18 protein-coding genes are annotated in these 24,136 nt (G+C 63.3%); 3 read left to right on the top strand and 15 right to left on the bottom strand.

The features are described from left to right. Nucleotides 1-12 precede the first annotated feature (12 nt). The 4 genes from ACYQ8E_RS14330 to glmU all read right to left on the bottom strand — a co-directional run bounded on the left by ACYQ8E_RS14330 (nt 13) and on the right by glmU (nt 7,288). Entirely contained in the window at nt 13-2,211 is a 2,199-nt protein-coding gene (locus ACYQ8E_RS14330) for an ATP-dependent helicase (protein ID WP_066724037.1), read from the bottom strand. Further along, the gene (locus ACYQ8E_RS14325) at nt 2,204-3,997 is read right to left on the bottom strand and encodes a chloride channel protein (protein WP_459861167.1); all 1,794 of its coding nucleotides are present in this window, start codon (nt 3,995-3,997) and stop codon (nt 2,204-2,206) included. Before ACYQ8E_RS14325 ends, ACYQ8E_RS14330 begins: the two co-directional genes overlap by 8 nt. 7 nt (nt 3,998-4,004) lie before the next feature. Beyond that, nucleotides 4,005-5,831 carry a glutamine--fructose-6-phosphate transaminase (isomerizing) gene (gene glmS, locus ACYQ8E_RS14320; protein ID WP_459861165.1) on the bottom strand — a complete coding sequence of 609 codons (1,827 nt, stop codon included), beginning with the start codon at nt 5,829-5,831 and terminating at the stop codon, nt 4,005-4,007. Nucleotides 5,832-5,896: 65 nt separating this feature from the next. Then, nucleotides 5,897-7,288, bottom strand: a complete 1,392-nt coding sequence (gene glmU, locus ACYQ8E_RS14315; protein ID WP_459861162.1) for a bifunctional UDP-N-acetylglucosamine diphosphorylase/glucosamine-1-phosphate N-acetyltransferase GlmU — start codon at nt 7,286-7,288, stop codon at nt 5,897-5,899. Between the two features lie 154 nt (nt 7,289-7,442). Between glmU and ACYQ8E_RS14310 the strand changes: the two genes are divergently transcribed. Genes ACYQ8E_RS14310 through ACYQ8E_RS14300 form a run of 3 tightly spaced genes read left to right on the top strand, consistent with a single transcriptional unit; the run spans nt 7,443 to nt 11,069 of the window. Continuing rightward, on the top strand, nt 7,443-8,027 hold the full coding sequence (locus tag ACYQ8E_RS14310; protein WP_459861160.1) for an MXAN_5187 C-terminal domain-containing protein: 585 nt from the start codon (nt 7,443-7,445) through the stop codon (nt 8,025-8,027). Nucleotides 8,028-8,038: 11 nt separating this feature from the next. Further along, complete coding sequence (locus ACYQ8E_RS14305) at nt 8,039-9,163, top strand: patatin-like phospholipase family protein (RefSeq protein ID WP_459861158.1); 1,125 nt, start codon at nt 8,039-8,041, stop codon at nt 9,161-9,163. Between the two features lie 34 nt (nt 9,164-9,197). Continuing rightward, nucleotides 9,198-11,069, top strand: coding sequence for a B12-binding domain-containing radical SAM protein (locus ACYQ8E_RS14300; protein ID WP_459861156.1), 1,872 nt, complete (start codon nt 9,198-9,200; stop codon nt 11,067-11,069). Between the two features lie 55 nt (nt 11,070-11,124). Here the strand turns inward: ACYQ8E_RS14300 and ACYQ8E_RS14295 are convergent, their stop codons facing one another. The 11 genes from ACYQ8E_RS14295 to ACYQ8E_RS14245 all read right to left on the bottom strand — a co-directional run bounded on the left by ACYQ8E_RS14295 (nt 11,125) and on the right by ACYQ8E_RS14245 (nt 24,123). Then, entirely contained in the window at nt 11,125-12,498 is a 1,374-nt protein-coding gene (locus ACYQ8E_RS14295) for a response regulator (RefSeq protein WP_459861152.1), read from the bottom strand. Between the two features lie 111 nt (nt 12,499-12,609). Then, nucleotides 12,610-12,885, bottom strand: coding sequence for a thioredoxin family protein (locus ACYQ8E_RS14290; RefSeq protein ID WP_066724014.1), 276 nt, complete (start codon nt 12,883-12,885; stop codon nt 12,610-12,612). A gap of 130 nt (nt 12,886-13,015) precedes the next feature. Then, nucleotides 13,016-13,873, bottom strand: a complete 858-nt coding sequence (locus tag ACYQ8E_RS14285) for a response regulator (protein WP_459861149.1) — start codon at nt 13,871-13,873, stop codon at nt 13,016-13,018. An 80-nt stretch (nt 13,874-13,953) separates the two neighbouring features. Then, nucleotides 13,954-16,599, bottom strand: a complete 2,646-nt coding sequence (gene clpB, locus ACYQ8E_RS14280; RefSeq protein ID WP_459861145.1) for an ATP-dependent chaperone ClpB — start codon at nt 16,597-16,599, stop codon at nt 13,954-13,956. Between the two features lie 170 nt (nt 16,600-16,769). Then, nucleotides 16,770-17,159 carry an Hsp20/alpha crystallin family protein gene (locus ACYQ8E_RS14275; protein ID WP_066724008.1) on the bottom strand — a complete coding sequence of 130 codons (390 nt, stop codon included), beginning with the start codon at nt 17,157-17,159 and terminating at the stop codon, nt 16,770-16,772. A 64-nt stretch (nt 17,160-17,223) separates the two neighbouring features. Then, nucleotides 17,224-17,670 (bottom strand): Hsp20/alpha crystallin family protein, encoded by a 447-nt coding sequence (locus ACYQ8E_RS14270; RefSeq protein WP_066724005.1) that lies wholly within the window; start codon nt 17,668-17,670, stop codon nt 17,224-17,226. Nucleotides 17,671-17,987: 317 nt separating this feature from the next. Next, complete coding sequence (locus ACYQ8E_RS14265; RefSeq protein WP_066724002.1) at nt 17,988-18,188, bottom strand: cold-shock protein; 201 nt, start codon at nt 18,186-18,188, stop codon at nt 17,988-17,990. Between the two features lie 263 nt (nt 18,189-18,451). After that, nucleotides 18,452-19,918: a sigma-54 interaction domain-containing protein gene (locus ACYQ8E_RS14260; RefSeq protein ID WP_066723999.1), complete on the bottom strand. Its 1,467-nt coding sequence runs from the start codon at nt 19,916-19,918 to the stop codon at nt 18,452-18,454. A gap of 90 nt (nt 19,919-20,008) precedes the next feature. Next, a complete protein-coding gene (locus ACYQ8E_RS14255; protein WP_066723997.1) occupies nt 20,009-22,726 on the bottom strand; it encodes a sensor domain-containing protein in 2,718 nt (905 codons plus the stop codon). Beyond that, the gene (locus ACYQ8E_RS14250; RefSeq protein WP_066723989.1) at nt 22,726-22,989 is read right to left on the bottom strand and encodes a sulfurtransferase TusA family protein; all 264 of its coding nucleotides are present in this window, start codon (nt 22,987-22,989) and stop codon (nt 22,726-22,728) included. Before ACYQ8E_RS14250 ends, ACYQ8E_RS14255 begins: the two co-directional genes overlap by 1 nt. A gap of 18 nt (nt 22,990-23,007) precedes the next feature. After that, nucleotides 23,008-24,123 carry a YeeE/YedE family protein gene (locus ACYQ8E_RS14245; protein ID WP_066723979.1) on the bottom strand — a complete coding sequence of 372 codons (1,116 nt, stop codon included), beginning with the start codon at nt 24,121-24,123 and terminating at the stop codon, nt 23,008-23,010. Nucleotides 24,124-24,136 lie beyond the last annotated feature (13 nt).

Genomic DNA, 24,136 nt, shown 5'->3' with positions numbered 1-24,136 from the left:
GCCCGGGCCGACTCAGGCCGGTTCGAGACCGGCGAACTTGAGCAGCAGCTTTTTCGGGCCGACCGTGTTGAAATAGACGATCACCTTCTGGTTATCCCCCTGCCCCTCGATACGGCGCACTGTGCCGATCCCGAACTTGACATGGCGCACCTTGAGGCCGATGCGCAGCCCCTCTTCGGCATCCGGAACGACGCGCACCTCTTCGACAAAATCATCACCGTCCCCCCCGGTGACCGGAAGGGGGTCGGGCAACAGCTGCTCGAAGACCGAAGCGAGGTTGTGGCCGGCCACACGCTGCAGGCCTGGCGGCGTCTGGGCCAGAAGCCGGGGCGGGATTTCCGCCAGGAAACGGCTCGGCGGATTGTACTGAAAGGTGCCGTAGACGCGGCGGCGCCGGGCATGACTGAGGATGAGCTTCTCCATCGCCCGGGTCATGCCGACATAGCAGAGGCGCCTCTCCTCTTCCAGGTCTTCTCCGGCACCGGCGGCCCGGGAATGCGGGAAGAGGCCCTCCTCCATGCCGGTCATGAAGACTACCGGAAATTCGAGACCCTTGGCGGCGTGCAGGGTCATCAGGGTGACGCGGTCGAGGCTCGGGTCATAGGCGTCAAGATCGGTAATCAACGCCACCTGTTCGAGGTAGTCGGCAAGGGTCCCCTCGCTGCTGGCGTGCTCTTCCATGCCGGCGAGGAGCGCCTCAAGGTTTTCCAGCCGCCCCCGCGCTTCCTCGGTCCGCTCCTCGCGCAGGAGGGGACCGTAACCGCTCTCCTCGATCAGGTCGGCTGCCAGTTGCGGATAGGGCTGGGTAGCAAGGCGCTCGCTAAAACCATCGAGAAGGGCAAGGAACTCTGCGACCCGGCTGGCGGCGGCCCCGCCGATCGTCCCCTTTTCTAGCGCCAGGCGGCAGGCGGCGAGGAGGCCGCCGGCGGACTCCTCGTATTCGGCGATGCGACCGATGGTCACGGCGCCGATCCCCCGCGGTGGCACGTTGATGATGCGCCGCAGGGCGAGGGAATCGGCCGGGTTGACCAGCAGGCGCAGGTAGGCCAGGACGTCCTTGACTTCCATGCGCGCATAGAACTTGAGACCACCGAACATCACGTAGGGGAGGTTCTGGCTGCGCAGGGCTTCCTCCAGGACGCGCGACTGGGCGTTGGTCCGATAGAAGACCGCGATGTCGCGCAGATGGCGGCCGGCGCCATGGAGGCGCACGATCTCGCCGGCGACAAAGCGCGCCTCTTCGAGATCGTCGGGGAGCGCTTCGAGGCCGATCGGTTCCCCGGCGGGGTTCTCAGTCCACAGGGTCTTCCCCTTGCGTCCACGATTCTGCGCGACGACCTCGCCGGCAGCATCGAGGATCGTCTGGGTCGAGCGGTAGTTCTGCTCCAGACGAATCGTCACGCAGCCCGGAAAATCGCGCTCGAAACCGAGGATATTGCCGATCTCCGCCCCGCGCCAGCGGTAGATCGACTGGTCATCGTCGCCGACGACACAGAGGTTGCGGTGGACTTCGCCGAGTTTTGCCACCAGCTCGTACTGAATGGCGTTGGTATCCTGGAACTCATCGACCAGCAGGTAGCGAAAGCGCTCGCGCCAGCGCTGCAAAACCTGCGGCTGTTCGCGGAAGAGCCGCACCGTCTGCAACAGCAGGTCGCCGAAGTCGAGGGCGTTGGCCTGCTGCAGCCGCTGCTGGTAGCGGGCGTAGATCTTGACCAGTTGGGCGGTGGCAAGGTCGTCGGCAGGGAGGTCGCCGGGGAGCAGACCACGATTCTTGGCGCCATCGATGAAGCTCGCCGCGGCCCGGGGGCGCAGGCTCTTCTCCGGGATGCCGAACTCGTCGAGAATCGATTTGAGGAGCCGCTCCTGGTCCTGGTCATCGTAGATGGTAAAGGCCTGGGTGAAGCCAAGAAGTTCGATCTCCCGACGCAGGATGCGCACGCAGGTGGCATGGAAGGTCGCCACCCAGGGGAGTTCCTCGCTGCCGAGAAGCCGCTCCAGCCTCTCCTTCATCTCGGCGGCGGCCTTGTTGGTAAAGGTCACGGCGAGAATCTGCCAGGGAGCAACCTTCGCCTCGTGAATCAGCCAGGCGACGCGATGGGTGAGGGTCCGGGTCTTGCCGGAGCCGGCCCCGGCGAGGATCAGCAGCGGTCCGTCACCGTGCTGGACGGCCTGGCGCTGCGGTTCGTTGAGAGCGGCGAGGAGACTATGCATCCTCGTCCTCGAGGTGGCGGGCCATCAGCGCCCGGTTGTAGGCGGCGACCATGTCGCGGCGGGAGATGATGCCGACGATGCGGCGGTGGGTCTCTTTGTCCACCACCGGCAACTGCTCGATATTCCGATAGCCGATCTTGCGCATGGCGGTGTCGAGGTCTTCCCCGGCGTGGGCGGTGATGACGTTGGCGGTCGCCAGCTCCTTGACCACCACCAGGTCCATCAGGTCGCGCTCGAAGACGACCCCCATGAAATCCTGCACCGAGATGATCCCGGTCAGTTCGCCGGCGGCATCGACCAGCGGGAAGTTGGTATGCCGGGTCTTTTCGATGAAACGGGCGAATTCCCCCAGGGTCATCCCCTCGGAGATCGTCTCCACCTCGGTCTCCATCACCTCGCCGACGGTGAGGGACTTCATGATGTTGCGCTCTTTTCCCGCGTCGAGGTCGATCCCCTCCCGGGCCAGCTCCATCGTCTCGAGGCTCTCCTGCTTGAAGTGGCGGGCCACGGCGGTACCGATGACACAGGTCAGCATGATCGGGATGATGACCTGGTAGCTGTCGGTAATCTCGAAGAGGAGAAAGATTGCCGTCATCGGCGCGTGGGTGGCGGCCGCAAGAAAGGCCCCCATGCCGACCAGGGCATAGGCGCCGGGGGAGAGGGCGGCGCCAGGGAAGAGAATCGCCGCAATATGGCCGAAGGCGCCGCCGGCCACCGCGCCGAGGAAGAGGCAGGGAGCGAACATGCCGCCGGGGAGGCCGGAGTTGAGGGTGATGGAGGTGGCGATCGCCTTGGCGAGGATCAGCCCCGCCAGCAGGTACCAGGTGTGTTCGCCGGAGAGGACCGATTCCATGAATTCGTAACCATTGCCAAAGACCTGGGGCAGGACAATGCCGATCAGGCCGACGGTCAGCCCACCGAGGACCGGCTTGGCGAGGCGCGGCAGGTTGATGGCGGCGATGCGGTCCTTGATGCGGAAGTGCAGGTCGATAAAACCGGCGGCGAGGCCGCCGATGGCGAGGCCGAGCAGGAGGTAGAGGGCCATTTCCCAGTAGCTGTGCATGAAGTAGGGGGGGGCAACGATCTCGGAACGGTTGCCGAGCAGGGCGCGGGAGATGACGGTCGCCATCCCCGAGGAGATGACGATGGAGGTGAAGCTGGCGAGTTCGAAAGAGGCAAGCAGGACGATCTCGGTGGCGAAAAAGACTCCGGCGATCGGCGCGTTGAAGGTCGCCGCCACGCCGGCGGCGGCGCCGCAGGCGACCAGCACCTTGAGCCGTTCGCCGCTGACCTTGAAAAACTGGCCGAACTGGCTGCCGATGGTACCGCCGATCACCGCGATCGGCCCTTCCTGGCCGGCACTGCCGCCGGTGCCGAGGGTGATCGCCGCCCCCAGCCCCCGGGTCAGCAGCGGTCGCAGCGGCAGCTTGGCGCCGCGCAGGTTGACCCGAACCAGGAAGCCGGCGAAGCCCCCCTTGAGATCCCTGGCGAAGAAGACCCAAAGCGGGATGACTAGGAGCCCGCCGATGGCAGGGAAGAGAAAGATCAGCAGGCGATTCAGGTTCCAGGTCTTCTGGGAGATCCCGAGCAGCTGCTGCCCCTGCTCCATCACCCCCCAGTGAATGAATTCGATGGTCTTGCGAAAGGCGTAGTTGCCCAGACCGCCGAGCAGACCGATGATCACCGCCAGGATGATCAGAAAATTGTTCTCGCTGACCCGAAAATACTGCAGCAGCGCGGTCAGCCAGCGGCCGAACCGTTCGACGAGGGGGGGCAGAAGGGACAAAATACGCTTACTCCACAGTGACGCTCTTCGCCAGATTGCGTGGCTGGTCGACATCGGTCCCTTTCAGGACGGCGATATGATAGGCGAGCAGTTGCATCGGAATCGAGGTCAGGACCGGCATCAGGTCGTCAATCGCGGAGGGGAGACGCAATACAGCGTCGGCCTTGCCAGTCAGGTCGATATCGCCGCTGGTAATGGCGATGACCCGCCCACCGCGGGCATGCACCTCTTCCAGGTTGGAGAGGACTTTTTCGGAGGTCTCGTTCTCCGGCACCAGCACCACGACCGGCAGCTGTTCATCGATCAGGGCGATGGGGCCGTGCTTCATCTCGCCGGCAGGGTAGCCCTCGGCGTGAATATAGGAGATCTCCTTGAGCTTGAGGGCCCCCTCGAGGGCGATCGGATACTGGTTGCCGCGACCGAGGTAGAGGAAATCGCGGGCGCCCATATAGGTGCGGGCAATCTCCTCGGTTGCCGCATCGAGTTGCAGCGTCTCTTCGATCAGCCGTGGCAGCGCCAGCAGTTCCCGACAGTGCGCCCGGCACTCTTCCGCCGCCAAGGTTCCCCGAGCCTGACTGAGACGCAGGGCGAAAAGGTAAAGGGCGACCAGCTGGGTGGTAAAGGCCTTGGTCGAAGCGACGCCGATCTCCGGTCCGGCATGGGTATAAACCACCCCGTGGCTCTCGCGGGCGATGGACGACTCGACGACATTGCAGATCGCCACTGCCCGTCCCCCCTTGCCGCGCGCCTCGCGCAGCGCCGCCAGGGTATCGGCGGTTTCCCCACTTTGGCTGATCAGCAGGGTCAGGGTGCGCTCACCAACGATCGGGTTGCGGTAACGGAATTCACTGGCGATGTCGACCTCCACCGGCACCCGGCAGAGCTTCTCGATCAGGAATTTTCCGACCAGCGCCGCGTGCCAGGAGGTGCCGCAAGCGACGATGAAGAGTTTCTCCATCGACCCGAGTTCGCCGTCATCGAGCTTGAGATCCTCGAGGTAGACCACCCCCTCGTCCTCCATCAGCCGTCCGGCCAGTGTGTCGGCGATGGCCCGCGGTTGCTCGTAAATCTCCTTGAGCATGAAGTGCCGATAGCCTCCCTTCTCGGCCATCAGCGGACTCCAGGTGATGGTCTTGCTCTGCTTCTGGCGGGGGTTACCGGCGAGGTCGCTGACCGTCATGCCGCCGGTGCGAAAGACGACCATTTCGCCATCCTCGAGGAAGACCATCTCGCGGGTATGGGAGAGCATCGCCGGGATATCCGAGGCGACGAAGAATTCACCTTCCCCCTGGCCGACCACCAGCGGCGAACCGAGCTTGGCGGCAATCAGGATGTCCGGCTCCTGCTCGCAAAGGATGGCCACGGCGTAGGCGCCGCGCACCTCGGCCAGAGCGCTGCGCACCGCGCGCTCGAAACCGCCGCCCCCCTTGAAGTGCTGCTCGATGAGGTGTGCGATGATCTCGGTGTCGGTCTCCGAGCGAAAGCTGTGCCCCAATTGCCGCAGCCGTTCCTTGAGGGCGAGGTAGTTTTCGATGATACCGTTATGAACGACGACGATCCCGCCGGCGTAGTGGGGATGGGCATTGGTTTCCGAGGGCCGGCCGTGGGTGGCCCAGCGGGTGTGGCCGATACCGCGGTTGCCACTCAAGGGACGCTCTGCGAGGAGCCCTTCAAGGTTGACCAACTTCCCTTGGGCGCGACGGATATCAATCCGCCCCTCCTTGATGGTGGCGATGCCGGCCGAGTCGTAGCCGCGGTATTCGAGGCGCCGCAGCCCCTCGAAGATGATTGGGGTCGCCTGCTGGGAGCCGATATATCCTACGATTCCGCACATAGATAAATTCCGTATTTAGTGGCTGTTGACGAGTGAGCGGGCCGCAACAGCAGGCCCATCGGCAATCACTTCTTTTCCCGCGCCTTGCGCTTGCGGGCGGCCCACCCCTCGACGATCTTCTGCTCGCTGCGGGCGATGGCGAGGGCATCTTCGGGTACATCCCGGGTGATGGTCGAGCCGGCCCCGATCAGGCTGCCGCTGCCGATCCGGACCGGCGCGATGAACTGGACATCGGAACCGACGAAGACATTGTCGCCGATGATGGTGCGATGCTTGTTGACGCCGTCGTAGTTGCAGGTGATCGTCCCGCAGCCGATATTGACGTTGCGCCCGATCTCGGCATCGCCAAGGTAGGTCAAATGACTCGCCTGGGCTCCTTCAGCGAGGATCGCCTTCTTGGTTTCGACGAAATTGCCGAGCTTGTTGTGGCCGGCGAGAACGGTCCCCGGCCGCAGGTGGGCCATTGGGCCGATGGCGCAGGCGGCGCCGACCTGCGACCCTTCCAGTACCGAACCGGCCTTGAGGTGAACACCGTCGGCAACCTGGCAGTCGCGCACCACCACCCCCGGCTCGATACGACAGTCACGGCCGATACTGGTATTGCCCTGCAAATGGACGCCAGGGGCGATGACGGTATCGGTGCCAATGCGGACGGTCGGATCGATGTAAGCGGTCTCCGGGTCGACCAGGGTCACCCCCTCCCGCATCAACGCCTCGTTGCGACGCCGCCGCATGGCCACGCCGGCCGCCGCCATTTGCACCCGGTCATTGACCCCCTGCGCTTCGGCGGGGTCGTCGGTCGCCAGGGCACGGACCCGCTCGCCCCCTTGCCGGGCAATCGCCAGGACGTCGGTCAGGTAGTATTCACCCTGGGCGTTATTGCAGCCGACCGCCTCCAGGGCGGCAAAGACAAAGGGGGCGGCAAAGGCATAGATGCCGGTGTTGATTTCGCGCAGCGCCTGCTCCTCGGCGCTGGCATCCTTCTCCTCGACGATACGCAGGACCTCGGCGCCAGCGCGGACGATCCGCCCATAGCCCCGGGGCTCGGCGACCTCGGCAGTGAGGACCGTCACCACCGCCTGTTCACTCTCGTGGTAGGCGAGCAGGCGATCGAGAGTCTCCCTGCGCAGCAGCGGCACATCGCCGCAAAGGAGGAGCAGGGTTCCGTTGAAACCGGCCAAGGCTTCGGCGGCGCAGCGCAGCGCATGGCCGGTGCCGAGCTGCTCTTCCTGACGCACGAAACCGGCGCCACTGTCGGCCAGATAGGCCTCGACGGTGGCGGCACCGTGGCCGACCACCACCAGCCGCGGATCGCAGTGGAGTTCGGCGGCGAGCTGCAACGGGTAATAGACCATCGGCATTCCCGCCACCTCGTGCAGAACCTTGGGTCGCGACGATTTCATCCGCGTCCCCTGGCCGGCGGCAAGAATCACTGCAGCGCGTTGAATTTTGTTCATAATCCCCCTCTCTCGGGCAGGTTTTTGAGCGCTCCATTATACGAAACCTCCGGGGGGAGTCAAGGAATATGCTGGTTCCGATCCCCCTTCTAATCCGGAATTTCCTTTTCTTTACCGCGCGTTTTCAGTATAGTTTTGGCCTTGGAGGCTCTTCATGAATGAACGCCGTGACATTGGCAGGATCCTCTCCGACATCGAACAGGAGATGAAGGAGCTGGAAATCGCCTATGAACAGTATTTTGCCGGGGTGGAAAAGCGTGAGCCGATCAAGTTGCGCGAAGCGATGGCCCGGCGGCTAAGGCTGTTTGCCAACCGGCGCATTGTCCAGACCGACCTGCGCTACCGTTTCCAGAACCTTTCGACCCGCTTTCACACCTACTGCAGCTACTGGGACCGGATCCTGCGGCTGATCGAGGAAGGTCGCTACAGCCGCCAACAGGGTCTTTTGCCCAAGTTCTCCCCGCCAGCGGTCGAGGCCCCGGCCGCCAAGGAATCCCCCCGCCTTCTGGACCAGGCGCCGGCAAATCCATCCGGCAACGGCAGGATGATCGATTCCATCTACCAGCAGTTGGTCGAAGCCCACCAGGCCTGCAACCTGAAAGTTCCCCAGCGTCAGAAGGTCGAGGAATTCCTGGCGCAGCAAAAGGACAAGATCCGCGAGAAGTTTGGCGATCGCCCGGTTGAATTCCGCATCGACCTCGCTGGGGGCAAGCCGAAACTGAAGGTCAAGGCCAAATAGGCGGACCGAGTATGGCCAAACGGACAAAGACAGCCCTGGTCCTGGCCGGCGGCGGCATCATGGGCGCCGCCTACGAAATCGGCTGCCTGACTGCCCTGAGCCGGCTCTTCCCGCGCGGTTTTTCCCCCTGCCGGTTCGACCTCTATATCGGCATCAGCGCCGGATCGGTCATCGCCACCCTGATGGCCAACCGGATCGAACCGGAAGCCCTGTTCCGGGCCATCGCCAACGAGGAAAGCAACGTCTTCAACTGGCGCCGCCGCGACATCTACCGGCTCGAAACCCGCGAAACCCTCTTCGCCATCGGCCGGGTGCTGCGCAACCTCTACCGCATCTACCGCTATTACCGGCAGAACCGCTGGGGCTTCTCCCCGCACGATCTGATTCACATCATCCAGGAACAGTTCCCCGCCGGCCTCTTCTCCCTGGACCCCCTGCAGGCCTATCTCTGCCGGTCGTTTCGCCAGGAGGGGATCATCGACGATTTCCGCCTGCTGAAGCGGGAACTCTACATCCCGGCCTACGATCTCGACCGCGGCCAGCGCGTTGTCTTCGGCAGCGAAGGATATCGCGAAGCGCACATCTGCCAGGCGATCACCGCCTCCTGCGCCATCCCCTACTTCTTCCAACCGCACAAGGTGGGGGAGAGCTTCTATGTCGACGGCTCGACCGGGCGGGTTTCTCACCTCGACATCGCCATCGAACGAGGGGCCAAACTGATCGTCGTCATCAACCCGCGGATGCCAATTGACAACGACATGGAACATACCTGCCTCCCCTCCCTCTCCTACGGGCGCTGTTCCAGCATTGCCGAACTCGGCATCAACTACGCCTGGGAACAGTCGCGCCGGATCGAGAGCCGGGAAAAACTCGGCCTGGCCCTGCGTTACTACCAGCAGAATCACCCGGAAGTTGATATCCTGTTGATGCAGCCGGGGCCGGAAGAATCGCTCCTCTTCTTCCAGAGCCCGATGAGCAACCGGGCCCGCAGCATGGTGATGAACTACGGCTACCAGCTCGCGCTCAGCGACCTGCGAACTTCCTATGACCGCTTCCACGTCGCCTTTGCACGGGCCGGAATCGTCACCAGCGCGGCCGAATTGTCGGCCCCGCCACCGGCCGAGATCATCATCTGACGCGATTCTGCCGCCAATGACGCCGGGAGAGGCTATGAAGATCGTCTTTGCCACCCTGCATGTTCGTCCCTCGAACCAGTCGATTCCGCTGGCCGCCGGCTGCCTCGCCGCCGCCCTGCCACCAAAGCTGCGCGAACGGGCCGTCCTCTACGACTTCTTCCCCGGGGAGAGCCCAACCGAAATCGCCGCCACCCTGGTTCAGGCGGCGCCGCAGCTGGTCTGCATTCCCCTCTACAGCTGGAACCGCCAGGTCATGGTGGCCGTCGCCCGGCTCCTTCGTCAGGCACTCCCCGCGGCCCTGCTTGTGGCCGGCGGCCCCGAAGCGACCGCCGCCCCCGAAGCCCTCCTCGCCGCCGATGGCTTTCAGCTCCTGGTGCGGGGCGAGGGGGAGGCCGCCCTGGCCGAACTCTGCAGCGACCTGGCCGCCGGAAAATCACCGGCCGCCCTTCCCGGCCTTTCCCTGCTCACGCCGGATGGCATCATCCACGGTCCGGAGCGGACGCCGGCGTTGCCAACGGAGCTCCCCTCCCCCTGGTTGACCGGGGTATTGCGACCGACCGAAGGGGGCGGGATTCTCTGGGAGACCGCCCGCGGTTGTCCCTTCGCCTGCGATTACTGCTACGACGGTCGCGGCACGAGTGGGGTGCGCCACTTCCCGGCAGAGCGCCTGCAGGCGGAGCTGCGGCTCTTTGCCCGCAGCGGCGCCAGTCAGGTCTGGGTTCTCGACTCCAGCTTCAATGTTCCTGCCGAACGGGGGCGCGCCCTGTTGGAACTGGCGCGCCGGGAAGCGCCGCACCTGCAGCTCCACCTCGAGGCCAAGGCCGAATTTCTCGATCGCTCCACCGCCCGTCTGCTCGGACGCCAGCCCTGCTCGGTCCAGCTCGGGCTGCAGTCCTTCGACCATAAGGTGCTGCGCCACATCCACCGCCGCTTCGATCCCCAGGTCTTCCGCGAGCGGGTCGACCTTCTCAGCCAGGCGGGCGCGACCTTCGGTTTCGACCTGATCTATGGCCTTCCCGGCGACAACTACCAGGGCTTTGCTGCCAGCCTCGAACAGGCCCTGGCACTGCGCCCCAACCATCTCGACCTCTTTCCCTTGGCGCTCCTCCCCGGCACCACCCTGCATCAGCGCCGCGCCGAATTCGGGTTGCAGGCAGATCCCGACCCACCCTACCTGGTGCAATCAAGCGCCAGCATGAGCGCCGCCGCGATGGAGCAGTGCCGCCACCTGGCGGCAGCGACCGACCTTTTTTACAACCTCGGTCGTGCCGTTGCTTTTTTCCCCAGCCTGCTGCAGGCGACTGGCCTGGCCGCGGTTGCGTTTTTGGAGCAATTTGCCGCCTGGCTCCTTACCAGCCAGGGGGTCAGTGCTGCCGAGCTGGCTACCGCTGAACTCTGGCCCGCCGAGCGCGTCGCCCCGCTGCAGGAAGAGTTCGTTTCGGCACGCCTTGGCGCCTGCGGCCGGGGCGAACTCTGGCCGGCGGCCCAGGACCTGCTGCGCTATCATTACCACTATGCCGAGACGTTGCTCGGCGCCGAGACCCTGCCGGCGAACCCGGAAGAGCTGCGCGGAAGGGATCTCTGGACCACCTCCTGGCGCACCGCCCCGACTCTGCGGCTGGTCCCTTTTCACTACGAAATTCTCGACCTGCAGGAGTTGGCGGAACCCGATCTGCAGCAGATCACCGAGCTGTTTCGCCCCGTCGGCTCGACCGGTCTCTTCCTGCGCCGGGGAAGCGAGGTGCTCTGCGAGTCACTGGAGGAGGCGTTTTTGACTTTGCTGCGCGGCAGCAATGGCCGGCAGTCCCCGGAAACGATTTTTGCCGGCAGCATTTCCCGCAGCGAGGGGGAAGAGATCGTGGAGTTCGCGGTGGCGGAAGGGCTGCTGCTGCCACCGGAAGCTTGAACAGGGCGGTTGCGGGCGGACGAATGGGTGGCCTGAGCCTGACCCCGTGCAGCGGTCACTTCAGGAGCAGGTCCATCAACCCCCGGTAGGTCTGCTGCTTGCGTTCCGAGGCGGCATAGAGCGAAGAGGAAAAAATCGCCGTTGCGGCATGTTCGGCAAGCATGGCGAAGAGCTGAAAATCGACGGCCTGCAACTGCTCCTTCTGGCTGAAGAGGCGATACACCGCCAGCACCCCGAGGGCCTCCCCATGAATGGTGAGAGGAATCGCCACCAGCGGTCGCAGTGGGTCATCGGAGCCACCAGCCACCGGCTCCTCGACAAAGTAGTTCCGGCAGTCGGCAGCGACCTGGCCGAGCACCCCCTCCCCGAGCTTCACGACCGGAAAACCATCCTTGTCAAAGCCTTCTCCGATTTCGTAGTAAAGGACCGGGCTCTCCCTGTCGCGCACCAATAGGGCGAATTTTTCGGCACCGACAAAGTTGATGATGATCTCGCGGATGATCTCGACGACCTGGTCCCGATCAAGGACCGAATGGAGGCGGGAGGAAGCGATATAGAGGTTGGTCAGATTGTTGTTGATCTCTTCGGTGCGCAGCATCTGGTTGGCAAACTCGATATTCTCCTGCTCCAGCTCCCGGATACGCTGCTGCAGGCGCAGGTTTTCCTCGCGCAGCTCACGGCCGGCCTGCTCTTCCCGGGCCCGAGCAAGGGCTTCCGCCGCCGGGCCGGTTGCGGTATCCGCCGCGGGCGGGAGCGGGGCAGGGCACTGGCCGATCAATCCGGCGAGGACTGCCTGCCCTTCGGGTTCGGGATGGATAAAGTAGATCCCCATCCCCCTTTCCGCCCCGGGCTCTACCCGCATGACCTTGCCCAGCATCACCTGGCTGCGGCCATCCGGAAGTTCGAGGGTCACCTCGACGACCGTCCCGGGATCGAACAGTGCTTCGCTGCGGATATAGACGCCATTACGGGAGATATCCCGGGCACTCGCGGAGAGGCAACGGCCAGTGCTGCGCAGTTGCACCCGCAAATCGATCCGGGCCCGGGGCTCGGTGCGAACCCGGAGTTTGCCAAGCAGACGCTCGACCTTTTCGAGCAGCTCCTTCTTGTTCACCGGCTTGGTCAGGTAGTCGTCACAACCGGCGGCGAGACATTTCCTGATCTCCGTGTCCTTCCCGGCCGCCGTCACCATGATGACCGGTAGCTGCGCCCAGCGGGGATCTCGCCTCAAGCGGCGACAGACTTCGTCGCCATCGATGCCGGGCATGTAGAGATCGAGCAGCAGCAGGTCCGGTGCAATCTCGGCGAGCTGCTCCAGGGCCACTTCTCCGGACTTCAGGGTGACGATGCGATGCCCCATTTCCGCCAGGAAGGAGCGTTCCAATTCGAGGAAGAGCTCGACATCGTCGACCAGCAGTATTGTGGCCATGCAATTTCATCCCTTTCGAAAATTCGGGTTGAAATTACCCGACCATCTCCGAAAAGTAAAGCCCCCTGGTCTGGGACCGGGGGGCTTGGCAACATACTATTCCAGGCAGGCTCAGGCAACTTCCTGCATGCGCCGGCGGTAGCGGGGGCGCTCGACAATCAGCCTAGCGATCTCACTGACCTCCGGGACCCGGCCGGCAATCCGCACATTATCGTCGATCAGCAGTGCCGGCGCGACGTAGACCCGGTAGTCGATCATCTTCCGACGGTCCCGGTAGAGGTGAACTTCCGCCTCGACACTCAGTTCGTCCAGGGCCTGGCGCACGTTGGCGAGGGTGCGGTCGCAACGGCAATTGCTTTCGGGCTTGCAGAATATGTCAATACGCATGGCGTCCTCCTCGGTTGCATCGCGTCAGCAGTCGAATCAAGACTGCTTTGGTAATAATTATAGATAGCATCCGGGATATTACAAGGGCTTTCTCTTCCACATCCCGGTGGTGGCGGGACCCGGGAGTATCCTATTGCCCCCCACCACGCGGGTCGGAATGGCCGTAAATCGCGCGCAGGGCGCGCTTGACCCGGGCCACCAGCCGGACCGGATTGATCGGTTTGGCGACAAAATCGAAGTAGCCCATCTCGAGCAGGCGGGCCTCCTCTTCGGCGGCGGCACGGGAGGAGAGCGCAATTACCGGGATAGCGCGGGTGGCAATCTGCGACTGCAGGGCACGAAACATTTCCAGCCCGTCCATGCGCGGCATCACCGTGTCGCTGATGATCAGGTGCGGCGTATGCTGCATCGCTGCTTTCAGCCCATCGGCGCCGTTGGTGGCCTGGACCACGATATATCCTTCTTTCTTCAGAGCCGCGGCCACGGCGGAACGGACCAGTTCCTGGTCGTCGACGACCAGTACCGTCCACCACTCCTTGGCGGCCGGCAGGTCGCTTTTCAGATAGTGGCGGTTGACCGCATCGATAATCTCGCTCGGGGTGGTCACATAGGGCATGATCCGCAGCCCGGTGCGGAAGGAAATGTCATCGAGAGTCGGAATGTCGAGGGGATTGACCATCGCCAGGGAGAGGGTCTTCTCCTCGACCTTGAGCGGGAAGATCAGTTTCTTCAACGCCGTCTCGCTGGTCACCACGGCCAGGGTTTCGTCCGAGAAGGGGTGCTTGGAGATATTGCTGACCGTCTTGAAGCCGAATTGCCGGGCGACGACGACGGCGATATCCCGCTCGGCGATGATGCCGCTCTCCTCCAATACCTGACCGAGGCGTTTGCCCGTCGTTTTCTGCTGGGTCAGAGCCTTTTCCAGGGTCTCCTGATCGAGCGCGCCGGCCTCGACCAGAATCTCTCCAAAGCGTTTGCGTTTGCTCATAGCTCCCGTCAGTTCGCCCCCCCGCAGGTCATTTCCATCCTGTCCACCAGAGTCTAACAACCTCCTTAAATTGTTGCAAATTATTTTCCTGGTTCGGGGCTGTCAGGGCTGGCATCCGGAGGATTGGCATGCTGCACGGTCAGTCCATCCGCGCCGGCATCGATGGTCACCCGGGCCCCGTCGCGAATCTCCCCGGCGATCAGCGCCCGCCCGAGGCGGGTTTCGAGTTGATGCTGCAGGTAACGCTTCAGGGGCCGGGCGCCAAAGACCGGATCGTAGGCGACCGCGGCAATATAGTCCCGTGCCGCGTTGGTCAGCTCCAGTTCGATGCGCCGCCCGGCCAGGCGCTGACGCAGATCGGCCAGCTGTAAATCGAGAATCGCCTTGATCTCCTCCCGGGCCAGCGGCTTGAAGAGGACAATGTCATCGACCCGGTTGAGGAATTCCGGACGGAAGTTCCCTCGCAGGGCCCGCAGCACCTGCTCCCGTGCCTCCTCCGGGATCTCGCCGCTGGCGGTCGCGCCGCCGAGGAGAAACTCGGAGCCGATATTGCTGGTCATGATGACGACGCTGTTCTTGAAATTGACCGTCCGCCCCTGGGAGTCGGTGACCCGGCCATCGTCCAATATCTGCAACAGGACGTTGAAGACATCGTGGTGGGCCTTCTCGATTTCATCGAAAAGGATCACGCTGTAGGGCTTGCGCCGCACCGCCTCGGTAAGCTGCCCCCCCTCCTCGTAACCGACATAGCCGGGAGGAGCGCCGATCAGCCGGCTGACACTGTGCTTCTCCATGTATTCGGACATGTCGATACGGACCATGTTCTCCTCGGAATCGAAGAGTGCCTCGGCCAGGGTTCGCGCCAGTTCGGTCTTGCCGACGCCGGTGGGCCCGAGAAAGATGAAGGAGCCGATCGGCCGCCGCGGGTCCTTGATACCGGCGCGGGCACGGATCACCGCGTCGGCCACCAGCTGCACCGCCTCGTCCTGGCCGACCACCCGCCGGTGCAGGACCTGATCAAGTTTGAGAAGCTTCTCCCGCTCCCCCTCCACCAGTCGGGTCACCGGAATCCCGGTCCAGCGCGCGACGATGCCGGCGATCTCCTCCTCGGTCACCTCTTCCCGCAACAGGCGCGGTTCGCTGCCGGGGAGGTTGGGCGCCTCGAAACCGGCCAGCTCCCGTTCCAGTTGCGGCAGGCGGCCATGTTTCAGTTCGGCGGCGCGGTTCAGGTCGTAATTGCGTTCGGCAACCTCGATCTGCTGGCGAACCTTTTCGATCTCCTCACGCAACCCCTGGAGCTTGCGGATCCCTTCTTTTTCCGTTTCCCACTGCATTTTGAGGGCTTTCCCCCGGTCCCCCAGCTCGGCCAGCTCCTTGCGCAGGCTTTCCAGCCGCGCCTTGCTGGCGGCATCCTTTTCCTTCTTCAGGGCCGCCTCCTCGATTTCGAGCTGCATGGTGCGGCGGGTCACCTCGTCCAGTTCCTGCGGCATGGAATCGATTTCAGTGCGGATGGTGGCACAGGCCTCGTCGACCAGGTCGATCGCCTTATCGGGCAGGAAACGATCGGAGATATAGCGGTGCGACAAGGTGGCGGCGGCAACCAGAGCATTATCCTGGATGCGAACGCCGTGGTGGACCTCGAAGCGCTCCTTCAGGCCGCGCAGGATCGAAACCGTCTCCTCTACCGTCGGCTGTTCGACCAGGACCGGCTGAAAGCGCCGTTCCAGGGCCTTGTCCTTTTCAATGTGCTGGCGATATTCGTCGAGGGTGGTGGCGCCGATGCAGTGCAATTCTCCCCGCGCCAGCAATGGCTTGAGCATGTTGCCGGCGTCCATCGAACCCTCGGCCTTGCCGGCGCCGACGATGGTATGCAATTCGTCGATAAAGAGCAGAATCTGCCCATCGCTTTCGCGGATTTCGGTGAGGACCGCCTTGAGCCGCTCCTCGAATTCACCGCGGTACTTGGCACCCGCCACCAGGGCGCCCAGGTCGAGGGCATAGACGGTCTTGTTCTTGAGCCCTTCGGGGACATCACCGCGAACGATGCGATGGGCCAGCCCTTCGACGATGGCGGTCTTGCCGACTCCCGGCTCACCGATCAGCACCGGGTTGTTCTTGGTCTTGCGGGAGAGGATGCGGATGACGCGCCGGATCTCGGCGTCCCGACCGATGACCGGATCGAGTTTCCCCTTGCGCACCTCCTTCACCAGATCGCGACCATATTTTTCCAATGCTTCATAGGTCCCCTCCGGGTCGGCGCTGGTCACCCGCTGGTTGCCGCGAACGGCCGTCAGGGCCTGCAGCAGCCGATTGCGGTCGACGCCGAAGCGGCTGAGAAGCTTTCCGGTCGGGGTGCCGGACCCTTCCTCGATCAGCGCCAGGAGGATATGCTCGACGGAGACATAGTCGTCCTTGAGCCGCTTCGCTTCCTCCTCGGCCCGCACCAGCAGCCGGTTGAAACGGGAGCTGACGTAAATCTTTCCGGCTTCCACCCCGGAACCGGAGACCGTCGGCCGGCGTTCCACCTCTGCCCGGACCGCCTCCCGGACCTCCTCCAAGGGGAGATCAAGCCGCTGCAGCAGGCGTGGCACCAGTCCACCCTGCTGCTCCAGGAGGGCCAGCAGCAGGTGCTCGCCGTCGACCTCGACGTGGCCGCGTTTCAGGGCGTGATTCTGCGCGCCCTGCAGAGCTTCCTGGGTCTTCTGGGTCATCCGGTTGATATCCATAAATTTCCTCTTCGCGGGTTGGAGTAGAGCCTGAACAAGGTAAAGAGTATAACAGGAACCAGGTCGCGACCAAGACCCGCTGCCGCTGGGCGCGATCAAGTCTCAGGATGCAAAGGGGCCGGGAAGAAGCCCTTCCCGGCCCCTTTGCATCAGTCTCCCGGTCCGGTCCCTCAATGTACCGTCACATTGATCTTTCGCGGCCGGGCGGCGGCGGACTTGGGCATCACCACCTTGAGGACGCCGTCCTTCAACTCGGCTTCCACCTTGTCGAACTCGAGGGCATCGGGCAACTGGAAGCGGCGATAGTAGCCGGTGGTGCCGAATTCACGGTAGAGCCCGTTCGCATCGCTGGCACTCGGCGCCAGGGCCTCGATCGTCAGAACCCCCTTGTCGATACCGAGATTGAGGCGCCCCTTCGGAACCCCGGGCAGGTCCGCCACCAGGGTCAGCTTCTCGTCGTTTTCATAGATATCGACCGCCGGCGTCAGCCAGCTGTCGACCTGCCGTTCCCCCGAGGCAACCGCGCCTTCTTTTCCTATGGTCAGATCCTTTTCACTCATGACGTCATCTCCTTTAACGGTAAGTTATGCTCCAGATTCGAACGATCACCTATCCCGCAGCGAATCAGTTCGCCTTGATTTCGACCCGCTTCGGCTTGGCGGCGGCTGCCTTGGGCAAGACGACGCTGAGGACCCCGTCGCGGTAATCGGCCTTGGTCTCGTCCACCTCGATATCGGCGGGGAGATCGACCGTGCGCAGGAAGCGGCCGGTGCCACGCTCCCGCCGGTGCCAGGTCACCTGCTGGTCGGCCCCGTTCGACCGCTCACCGGCGATGGTCAAGGTGTTCTTGAGTACCGTCATGTCGAGGGTGCTGGCATCGATGCCGGGGAGGAGTGCCTCCAGGTAAAAATTTTCGTCATCTTCCCGCAGGTTGATGCGGGGGTAGCCGCGTCCGCCGAAAACGGCGGCAAAGGATGGTTCCAGGCTGCCGCCGCGGCCGAAACCGCGCAGCAGGTGGTCCATATCGCGGGTCATGCTTTCCATTTCTCTGAACAGGTCCCAGTTTGCCATGATCGAATCCTCCTTTTGAGTCTGGTTAGCGGAGCCAGCTCGGCTCTCCATTCGACCACTGCTGATTTCAACCGCCATGCCAACCTTATAATTGTAGATTTTCCTTTTATTTCGACAATTTATGATATTCGGCCATTTTCATTGATGCGACTTGCGACGTCGCACCCCTGTCGCAAGCGAAGGTTGCGACGTCGCAACATGGAAATGGTTGGCGAAAAGGGGGAGACTTGGGGAGAAGGAGAAACAAAGGGAGGGTTATAAAAAAAGCCCCGCGGATTCCCGCGGGGCTTTTCAGCTGTCTGAGTCTTTTATAAAGCTCAGATCCGGCGCACGTTGGCCGACTGGGGGCCTTTCTGGCCCTGGGTCACGTCGAATTCGACGCGGTCGCCCTCGGCCAGGGACTTGAAGCCGTCGCCCTGAATTGCCGAGAAGTGCACGAATACGTCCGGACCATTATCCTGCTGGATGAAGCCGAACCCTTTAGCGTCGTTGAACCATTTCACTGTACCTTGTGCCATTTTCTTTTCTCCTCGGTCCCTATCTGTGGACCTTTTTAATGGAGCCGGGTCGGCTGTTTTCCCAATAAAAAAACCACCCAGCCCTTCGGGTCTGTGCGGTCTTCTTTAACTTGCTGACATCAACTGTCGGGCAACTAAATCAATCTGCACAAACTGGCTATGCTCGCTTGTAGCACAGTGGCTTTCAGAAAAGCAAGAAATTTTTGCATTTTTTATTTTCCCGGCCACCACCGGGGCCGAAGGTCAACCCGGCATCGCAACCATCAGCCTGATTCGAGATCGGCCCGGGTCAGACCGAAACGCTCCAGATAACGGTAAAGGGTGGCCCGATGGACCCCGAGCAGACGGGCGGCGGCAGCCAGGTTGCCGCCGGTGGCCAGGTAGGCGCGCCGGATTTCGCCGGGGTCGAGTTCCGCCGGCCGGGTGGAGTGCCGCAGCCGTCCCGCGACCGGCTCGGCCCGCAGAACTTCCTGCTGCGCTGGCGCACCCAGCAGCTGCCGATCCGTCGCCAGAGGATACTGGGGGACGACCGGCAAGGGTTGCCTGCGCGAGCGGGCTTCGAGGTTCCAGTCCCCGGGCAGAAAGTCCTGGCGTTCCTGGATCCACTCGGAAAACGCCCGGGCGCCGATCACTTCGCCGGCAGCTTCCACGTAGACCCGCTCGAGAACATTTCTCAACTCGCGCACGTTGCCCGGCCAGAGATAGGCCTGCAGCAACCCTACCGCTTCCGGGGTCAGGCGCCGCAAGGCGCGCTGGTAGCGGGCATTGAATTCGGCGAGGAAATGCCCAACCAGCAGCGGGATGTCCTCGCGACGCTCGCGCAAAGGGGGCAAATGGATGCGCAACACCGACAGGCGATGATAGAGGTCGGCCCGGAACCGGCCCTGCCCGACCGCCTGTTCGAGGGCAACGTTGGTCGCCGCCACCACCCGAACATCGACCAGGAGCGGGGTTTCGGAGCCAACCCGCTCGATACGGCCATCCTCGAGAACGCGCAGCAGCTTGGCCTGGGTGCGCAGCGGCATATCGCCGATTTCGTCAAGGAAGAGGGTGCCCCGGTCCGCCCGCTCGAAGCGCCCGCGGTGACTGCGCAGGGCACCGGTAAAGGCCCCCTTTTCATGGCCGAAGAGTTCCGACTCGAGCAATTCCTCAGCGATGGCGGTGCAGTTGACGGCAACAAACTCCCGCCCGGAACGGGGACTTTGCCGGTGCAGGGCGCGGGCGACCAGTTCCTTGCCGGTCCCGGTCTCACCGGTCACCACCACCGGGGCTTCCGAAAACGCATAGAGTTGGATCTTCCGCAGCACTTCCTGCAACCCGGGGCTGGTACCGACCAACCCCGCGGCGCCCGGGTCCGCGCCGGCATGGATCCGTGGCTCGGTGAAGAAAAATTGGACTTCGCGACTCCGGTAATCCTCACTGAGTCCGCCGGGGACAACATCGACCGTCAGCGTCATCGCCCCCTGCGCCCCCCGGAGCCGGACCGGGATGCCGGTCAGCGGTTCGTCGCTTCCGGCCGCCTCGCGCGCCAGCTCCGCGAGGTCGGGAAGGCTCTCCCCGAGCAATTGCTCCAGGCGCCGGCCGCTACCGTCATCGGTGGAGCCACCAATCAGAGCCGCGAGCCGGGGGCCGAGGCGCACGACCCGCCAGTCGGCCTCCTGGCCGCGAGCCACCAGGTCGGGAATGCGTGCCGGAAGGTGAGGGGAAATATGCGCAGGAAAATCGTTCATGCAGACTCGCCAACGGGAGATATGGGGCGGTACCAATGTAACCGCTCCATATTCCAAGTGCAAGTCAGGTGAAATTCAGGCAGGTGGAATTCATCCGCCAAAGGGGCAGACCCCTTCGACCATGAGCCCGGCGCTGAGCATTTGGGAAAAGACCGTCTCGGTCTCCGGGCGCCGAAAATAGAAGCCCTGCATTTCATCACAGCGCCGGCTTCGCAGGAATTCGAGCTGCTCCCGGGTTTCCACCCCTTCAGCAATGACCTTGAGGTGGAGGCTGTGGGCAAGGGCGATGATCGCCTCGGCAATGGCGGCATCATCCGCATGTTCGGTGATGTCGCTGACAAAGGAGCGATCGATCTTGAGCCGGTCGATCGGGAAATGCTTCAGGTAGCTGAGGGAGGAATAGCCGGTGCCAAAATCATCGATCGCCAGCTGCAGCCCCATCTCCTTGAAGGTCTCCAGGGCATTGCGGGTGGCCTGCGCATTTTCCATCAGGATCGTCTCGGTGATTTCGAGTTCGAGATATTCGGCATCAAGCCCGGTTCGCTCGAGAATTTCGGCAATCGTCGTGGGAAGGTCGGCCTCGCGGAATTGACGTCCGGAGATGTTCACCGAAACCATCAGCGGCTGGAACCCGGCCAACTGCCAGGCCCTGGCCTGACTGCAGGCGGTTTCCAGGACCCAGCGCCCGATCGGCAGGATCAAACCGGTCTCTTCGGCGAGGGGGATGAATTGGGCTGGAGGGAGCAACCCCAACTCCGGATGGCGCCAGCGGATAAGGGCCTCCATGCCGATAATCCTGCCGGTGGCGACATTGATCTGCGGCTGGTAGACCAGGAAAAACTCGTCCCGTTCCAAGGCCCGGCGCAAATCGTTGCCCAGTAGCAGCCGCTCCAGCGCCTGGGCATTCATCGCCGCGGTGTAAAAGCGGCAGGTATCCCCTTGTTCCTTGGCCTGGTACATGGCCGCGTCCGCATTCCGGATCAGCGCTTCGGCGTCACGGCCATCATGGGGATAGAGAGCGATACCGAGACTGCCGGTGATGAAAATTTCCCGCTCCGCCACTGCCACCGGCGCCGACAGGACATCGAGGACCTTGCGCGCCATGGCGCCGGCATCCGTTTCGCCATTGACCCCGGAGAGAATGATGACAAACTCGTCACCGCCCAACCGAGCCACGGTATCGCTCCGGCGAACGCATTGGGAGAGCCGTTCTGCGACCAGGATGAGGAGCTGGTCGCCGGTGGCGTGACCCAGGGTGTCGTTCACCTCCTTGAACTGGTCGAGGTCAAGAAACATCAGGGCGACCTGCTGACCACCACGCCCGGCCAGGGCCAGCGCCTGCTCCAGCCGGTCCCGGAACAGGCTGCGATTGGGCAGACCGGTCAGTACATCGAAGTAGGCGAGCCGCTCCATTTCACGCTCGGCGTGTTTGCGGTCGGTGATATCTTCGAGCACGGTGGCAAACCGTCCCTCGCCGGGAGAGAAGACCGAGAGATGGAATTCCCGGTCGAGGAGATCCCATTTCGATTCGAAGTTGGCGGGCTGCCCGGACTCGGCGACCCGGGCGAAGACCTCCATGTGGGGAGGTATCGGCTGGCCGTAGATTTCCGATGCCAGCTCCCCCTGGATCGCTTCCGGGGCCTGGCCGAGGATCTGAGCAAAGGCCGGGTTGACGTCGAGGACCCGATAGTCGACGGGCCGGTCGCAATCGTCGTACACCAGCTCGTTGAGAGCCACCCCTTCGCGCATGTTCACATAGAGAGAACGATACTTGCGCTCGCTCTGCTGCAGGGCCTGCTCCGCCTCCTTGCGGGCGCTCAGATCGATGAAGCTTTCGAGCAGATGGCGCCGCCCGCCCAGAACAATGGTCGTCACCGTCTTCAGGACCGGCACCCGCTCGCCATTGGCGCGCAGCAGCCAGCGCTCGGAGTTATCCGCCTCCTGACCGAGATCGGTGATCGGGCATTCCCCGCAGGCGGCCGGGCAGACAAACTCCTGGCAACAATAACCGACGATGGCTGATCGCGGCACCCCGATCAGTTCGACGGCCTTGTCGTTGACGTCGACGATCCGATGATCCTCGGCATCGATCAACAGGATACCGGCCTGCACTGAACCGACAATGGTTCGCAGGCGCTCTTCGGTCTCCCGCAACGACTGTTCCATACGGCGCCGCTGAGTCAGATCGGTATAGACCAGGGCGACCTGGCTCGCCAGGCGCTGGTTATCGCTGAGCGTAGTCGCCACGACGTGAAAGTGGCGTTCATCCAAAGTAAAATCGCCCTCTGCGCTTCTCCCTCCGCCCTTGAGGAGATGGCGCAGCAGGCAATTGGAAGGTGGAACCGGCTGCCTGCAGATAATGTCCTTGCAAAAACGCCCGACCACCCCATCCAGTTCCGGGAAAAAGACTTCCTGGGTCCGCTGGTTGCAAGCCTGGATGCGTCCCTCCCGATCGACCACCAGAATGGCGGCACCGACCGAATCAAAGATTGCCCGTACCTCGTCGCGGGCGAGGGCGAGCTCTTCGTTGGTTTGCTGCAGATGCTCAAGGACCTGGGCGAATGCATCCCCGATGATCCCCAGCGGATCGAGGGCGAAGAGGGTCTCATCGTCGAGCTCCTCGGCTCGCAAGGGCAAGGTCCCCATGACCTGCAGCAGCTGATTGATCTTCTCCCGCAGGTAGCCGACCGCCAGCCGTTCCCGCTTTTGCAGGTCGACCAGCTGGCCCTGAAAATCGTTTCCCGCTTCCCCCGGGGAGAGCTGCAGTGAGGGTGCTCCAGAAGAGGAAGCTTGCCGCGCCCCGCCCATCAGCGACCTTCGCCACTGCGACCGACGTCAATCCGGTAGGTGCCATCGGCATGAGAGACCTGGACCCCATACCCCATATTCCGTACCGCGTCGGGGATGGTACTGGTGGCGGTGCGGTTGTCGGTAACAAAAAGGAGCCGCAACTCTCCCGAGCGCAACCCTTCTTTGTGGCGGTTGACCTCGCGCAGTGCCGTCAGCAGGGTTGACGGACAGATCTGGCCGCGCAGGTCAAACTCCAACTCTTCCGGGACTGTCATGGTCATGTGAATCTCCACAGGAATCTAGGGTTTCAGAACCAGCGCCGTTAACAGCCGACTGCCGACCCAGGCCCCGGGGACGAGGCCACCGAGAAAGAGAAGACTCTGCAGCGCCAGGACAGGCAGCCCGCCGAGCAGGTGCCAGACATTGCAGGCGGGCGCCAGCCGTGCCGCAAGTCCCATCAGGATGCCCCCGCACAACGCCGAAACAACCTGCCGCCATGGCAGATGTCCCCCCTTGGCCAGATCATTCCAGTACCAGGCTGACCAGAACGAACCGATAACGATGCCGACCACCAGCGGCAACTGCATCGCTGCCAGCATGTCGAACTGGGGGCCGGCACCACTTGCGAGCGGGGCCCCGGCAAGAGGGGGTTGAAAAACCAGAGGCTGGCCCTGGAAGTAGGCAAGTGACGCCAGATGTTGCGGCCAGAGCAGGCTCTCTACCCAGGCTCCGCTCTTGGCATAGATGGTCGTAATCCCTAGGGGCATGCCGAGCAGCAGCCAGGAAGCGGCACCGATCAGGGCCAGCCACAGGGCCGCGGTGCAGGGCTGCAGGTCGCCGACGGCGGCCGACGCGCGCAGCAGGCCGCCCTCCCTCCACCGACGCCAGAGCCACCATCCCGCGAGCGCCGCCACCGTGGCCAGCAGCGGCGTCGGCGCCACCCCCAGCAGCTGGCTCAGGGTGATCGCCGAGGTGAGGCGCGTCGTCGCCGCCAGAGCGGCCCAGGCCGGATGGATCTCGGCGTAGAGGGTGCTGCCGAGCAACAGGCCGGCGAAGGCGATCCAGGAGCTGTGCAGCCCCCGCCCCATCTTGTACAGAGTACCAACGACACAGCCACCAGCGAGGACCATGCCGATACCGAAGAGGAGACCACCGGCGATAGTGGTCAGCGCGGGTGGGCCGAGACCGGGAAAGGGATAAGTCGAAAGGAAGCCCAATAGGCGCAGGACTTCGAAAAGGACCATGCTTGCCGTGACCAGCAGCAACAAAGCGCGCAGCATGAAGGTTTGGCGGAAGAGGAAAAAGTCGCGGAACATTCCGGCGAAGCAGAAGTCAGAGCGGAACAGGAGAGATCCGGCCGCCAACCCGAGCAGGAAGGAGATCAGGGCCGGCCAGAGGTATAGGTGATTGCTCATGCGCCACTCCCGC

Source organism: Desulfuromonas carbonis (assembly GCF_054658035.1).
Note: the sequence above shows the minus strand (reverse complement) of the source record. Positions and strands in the feature narration are given on the sequence as shown.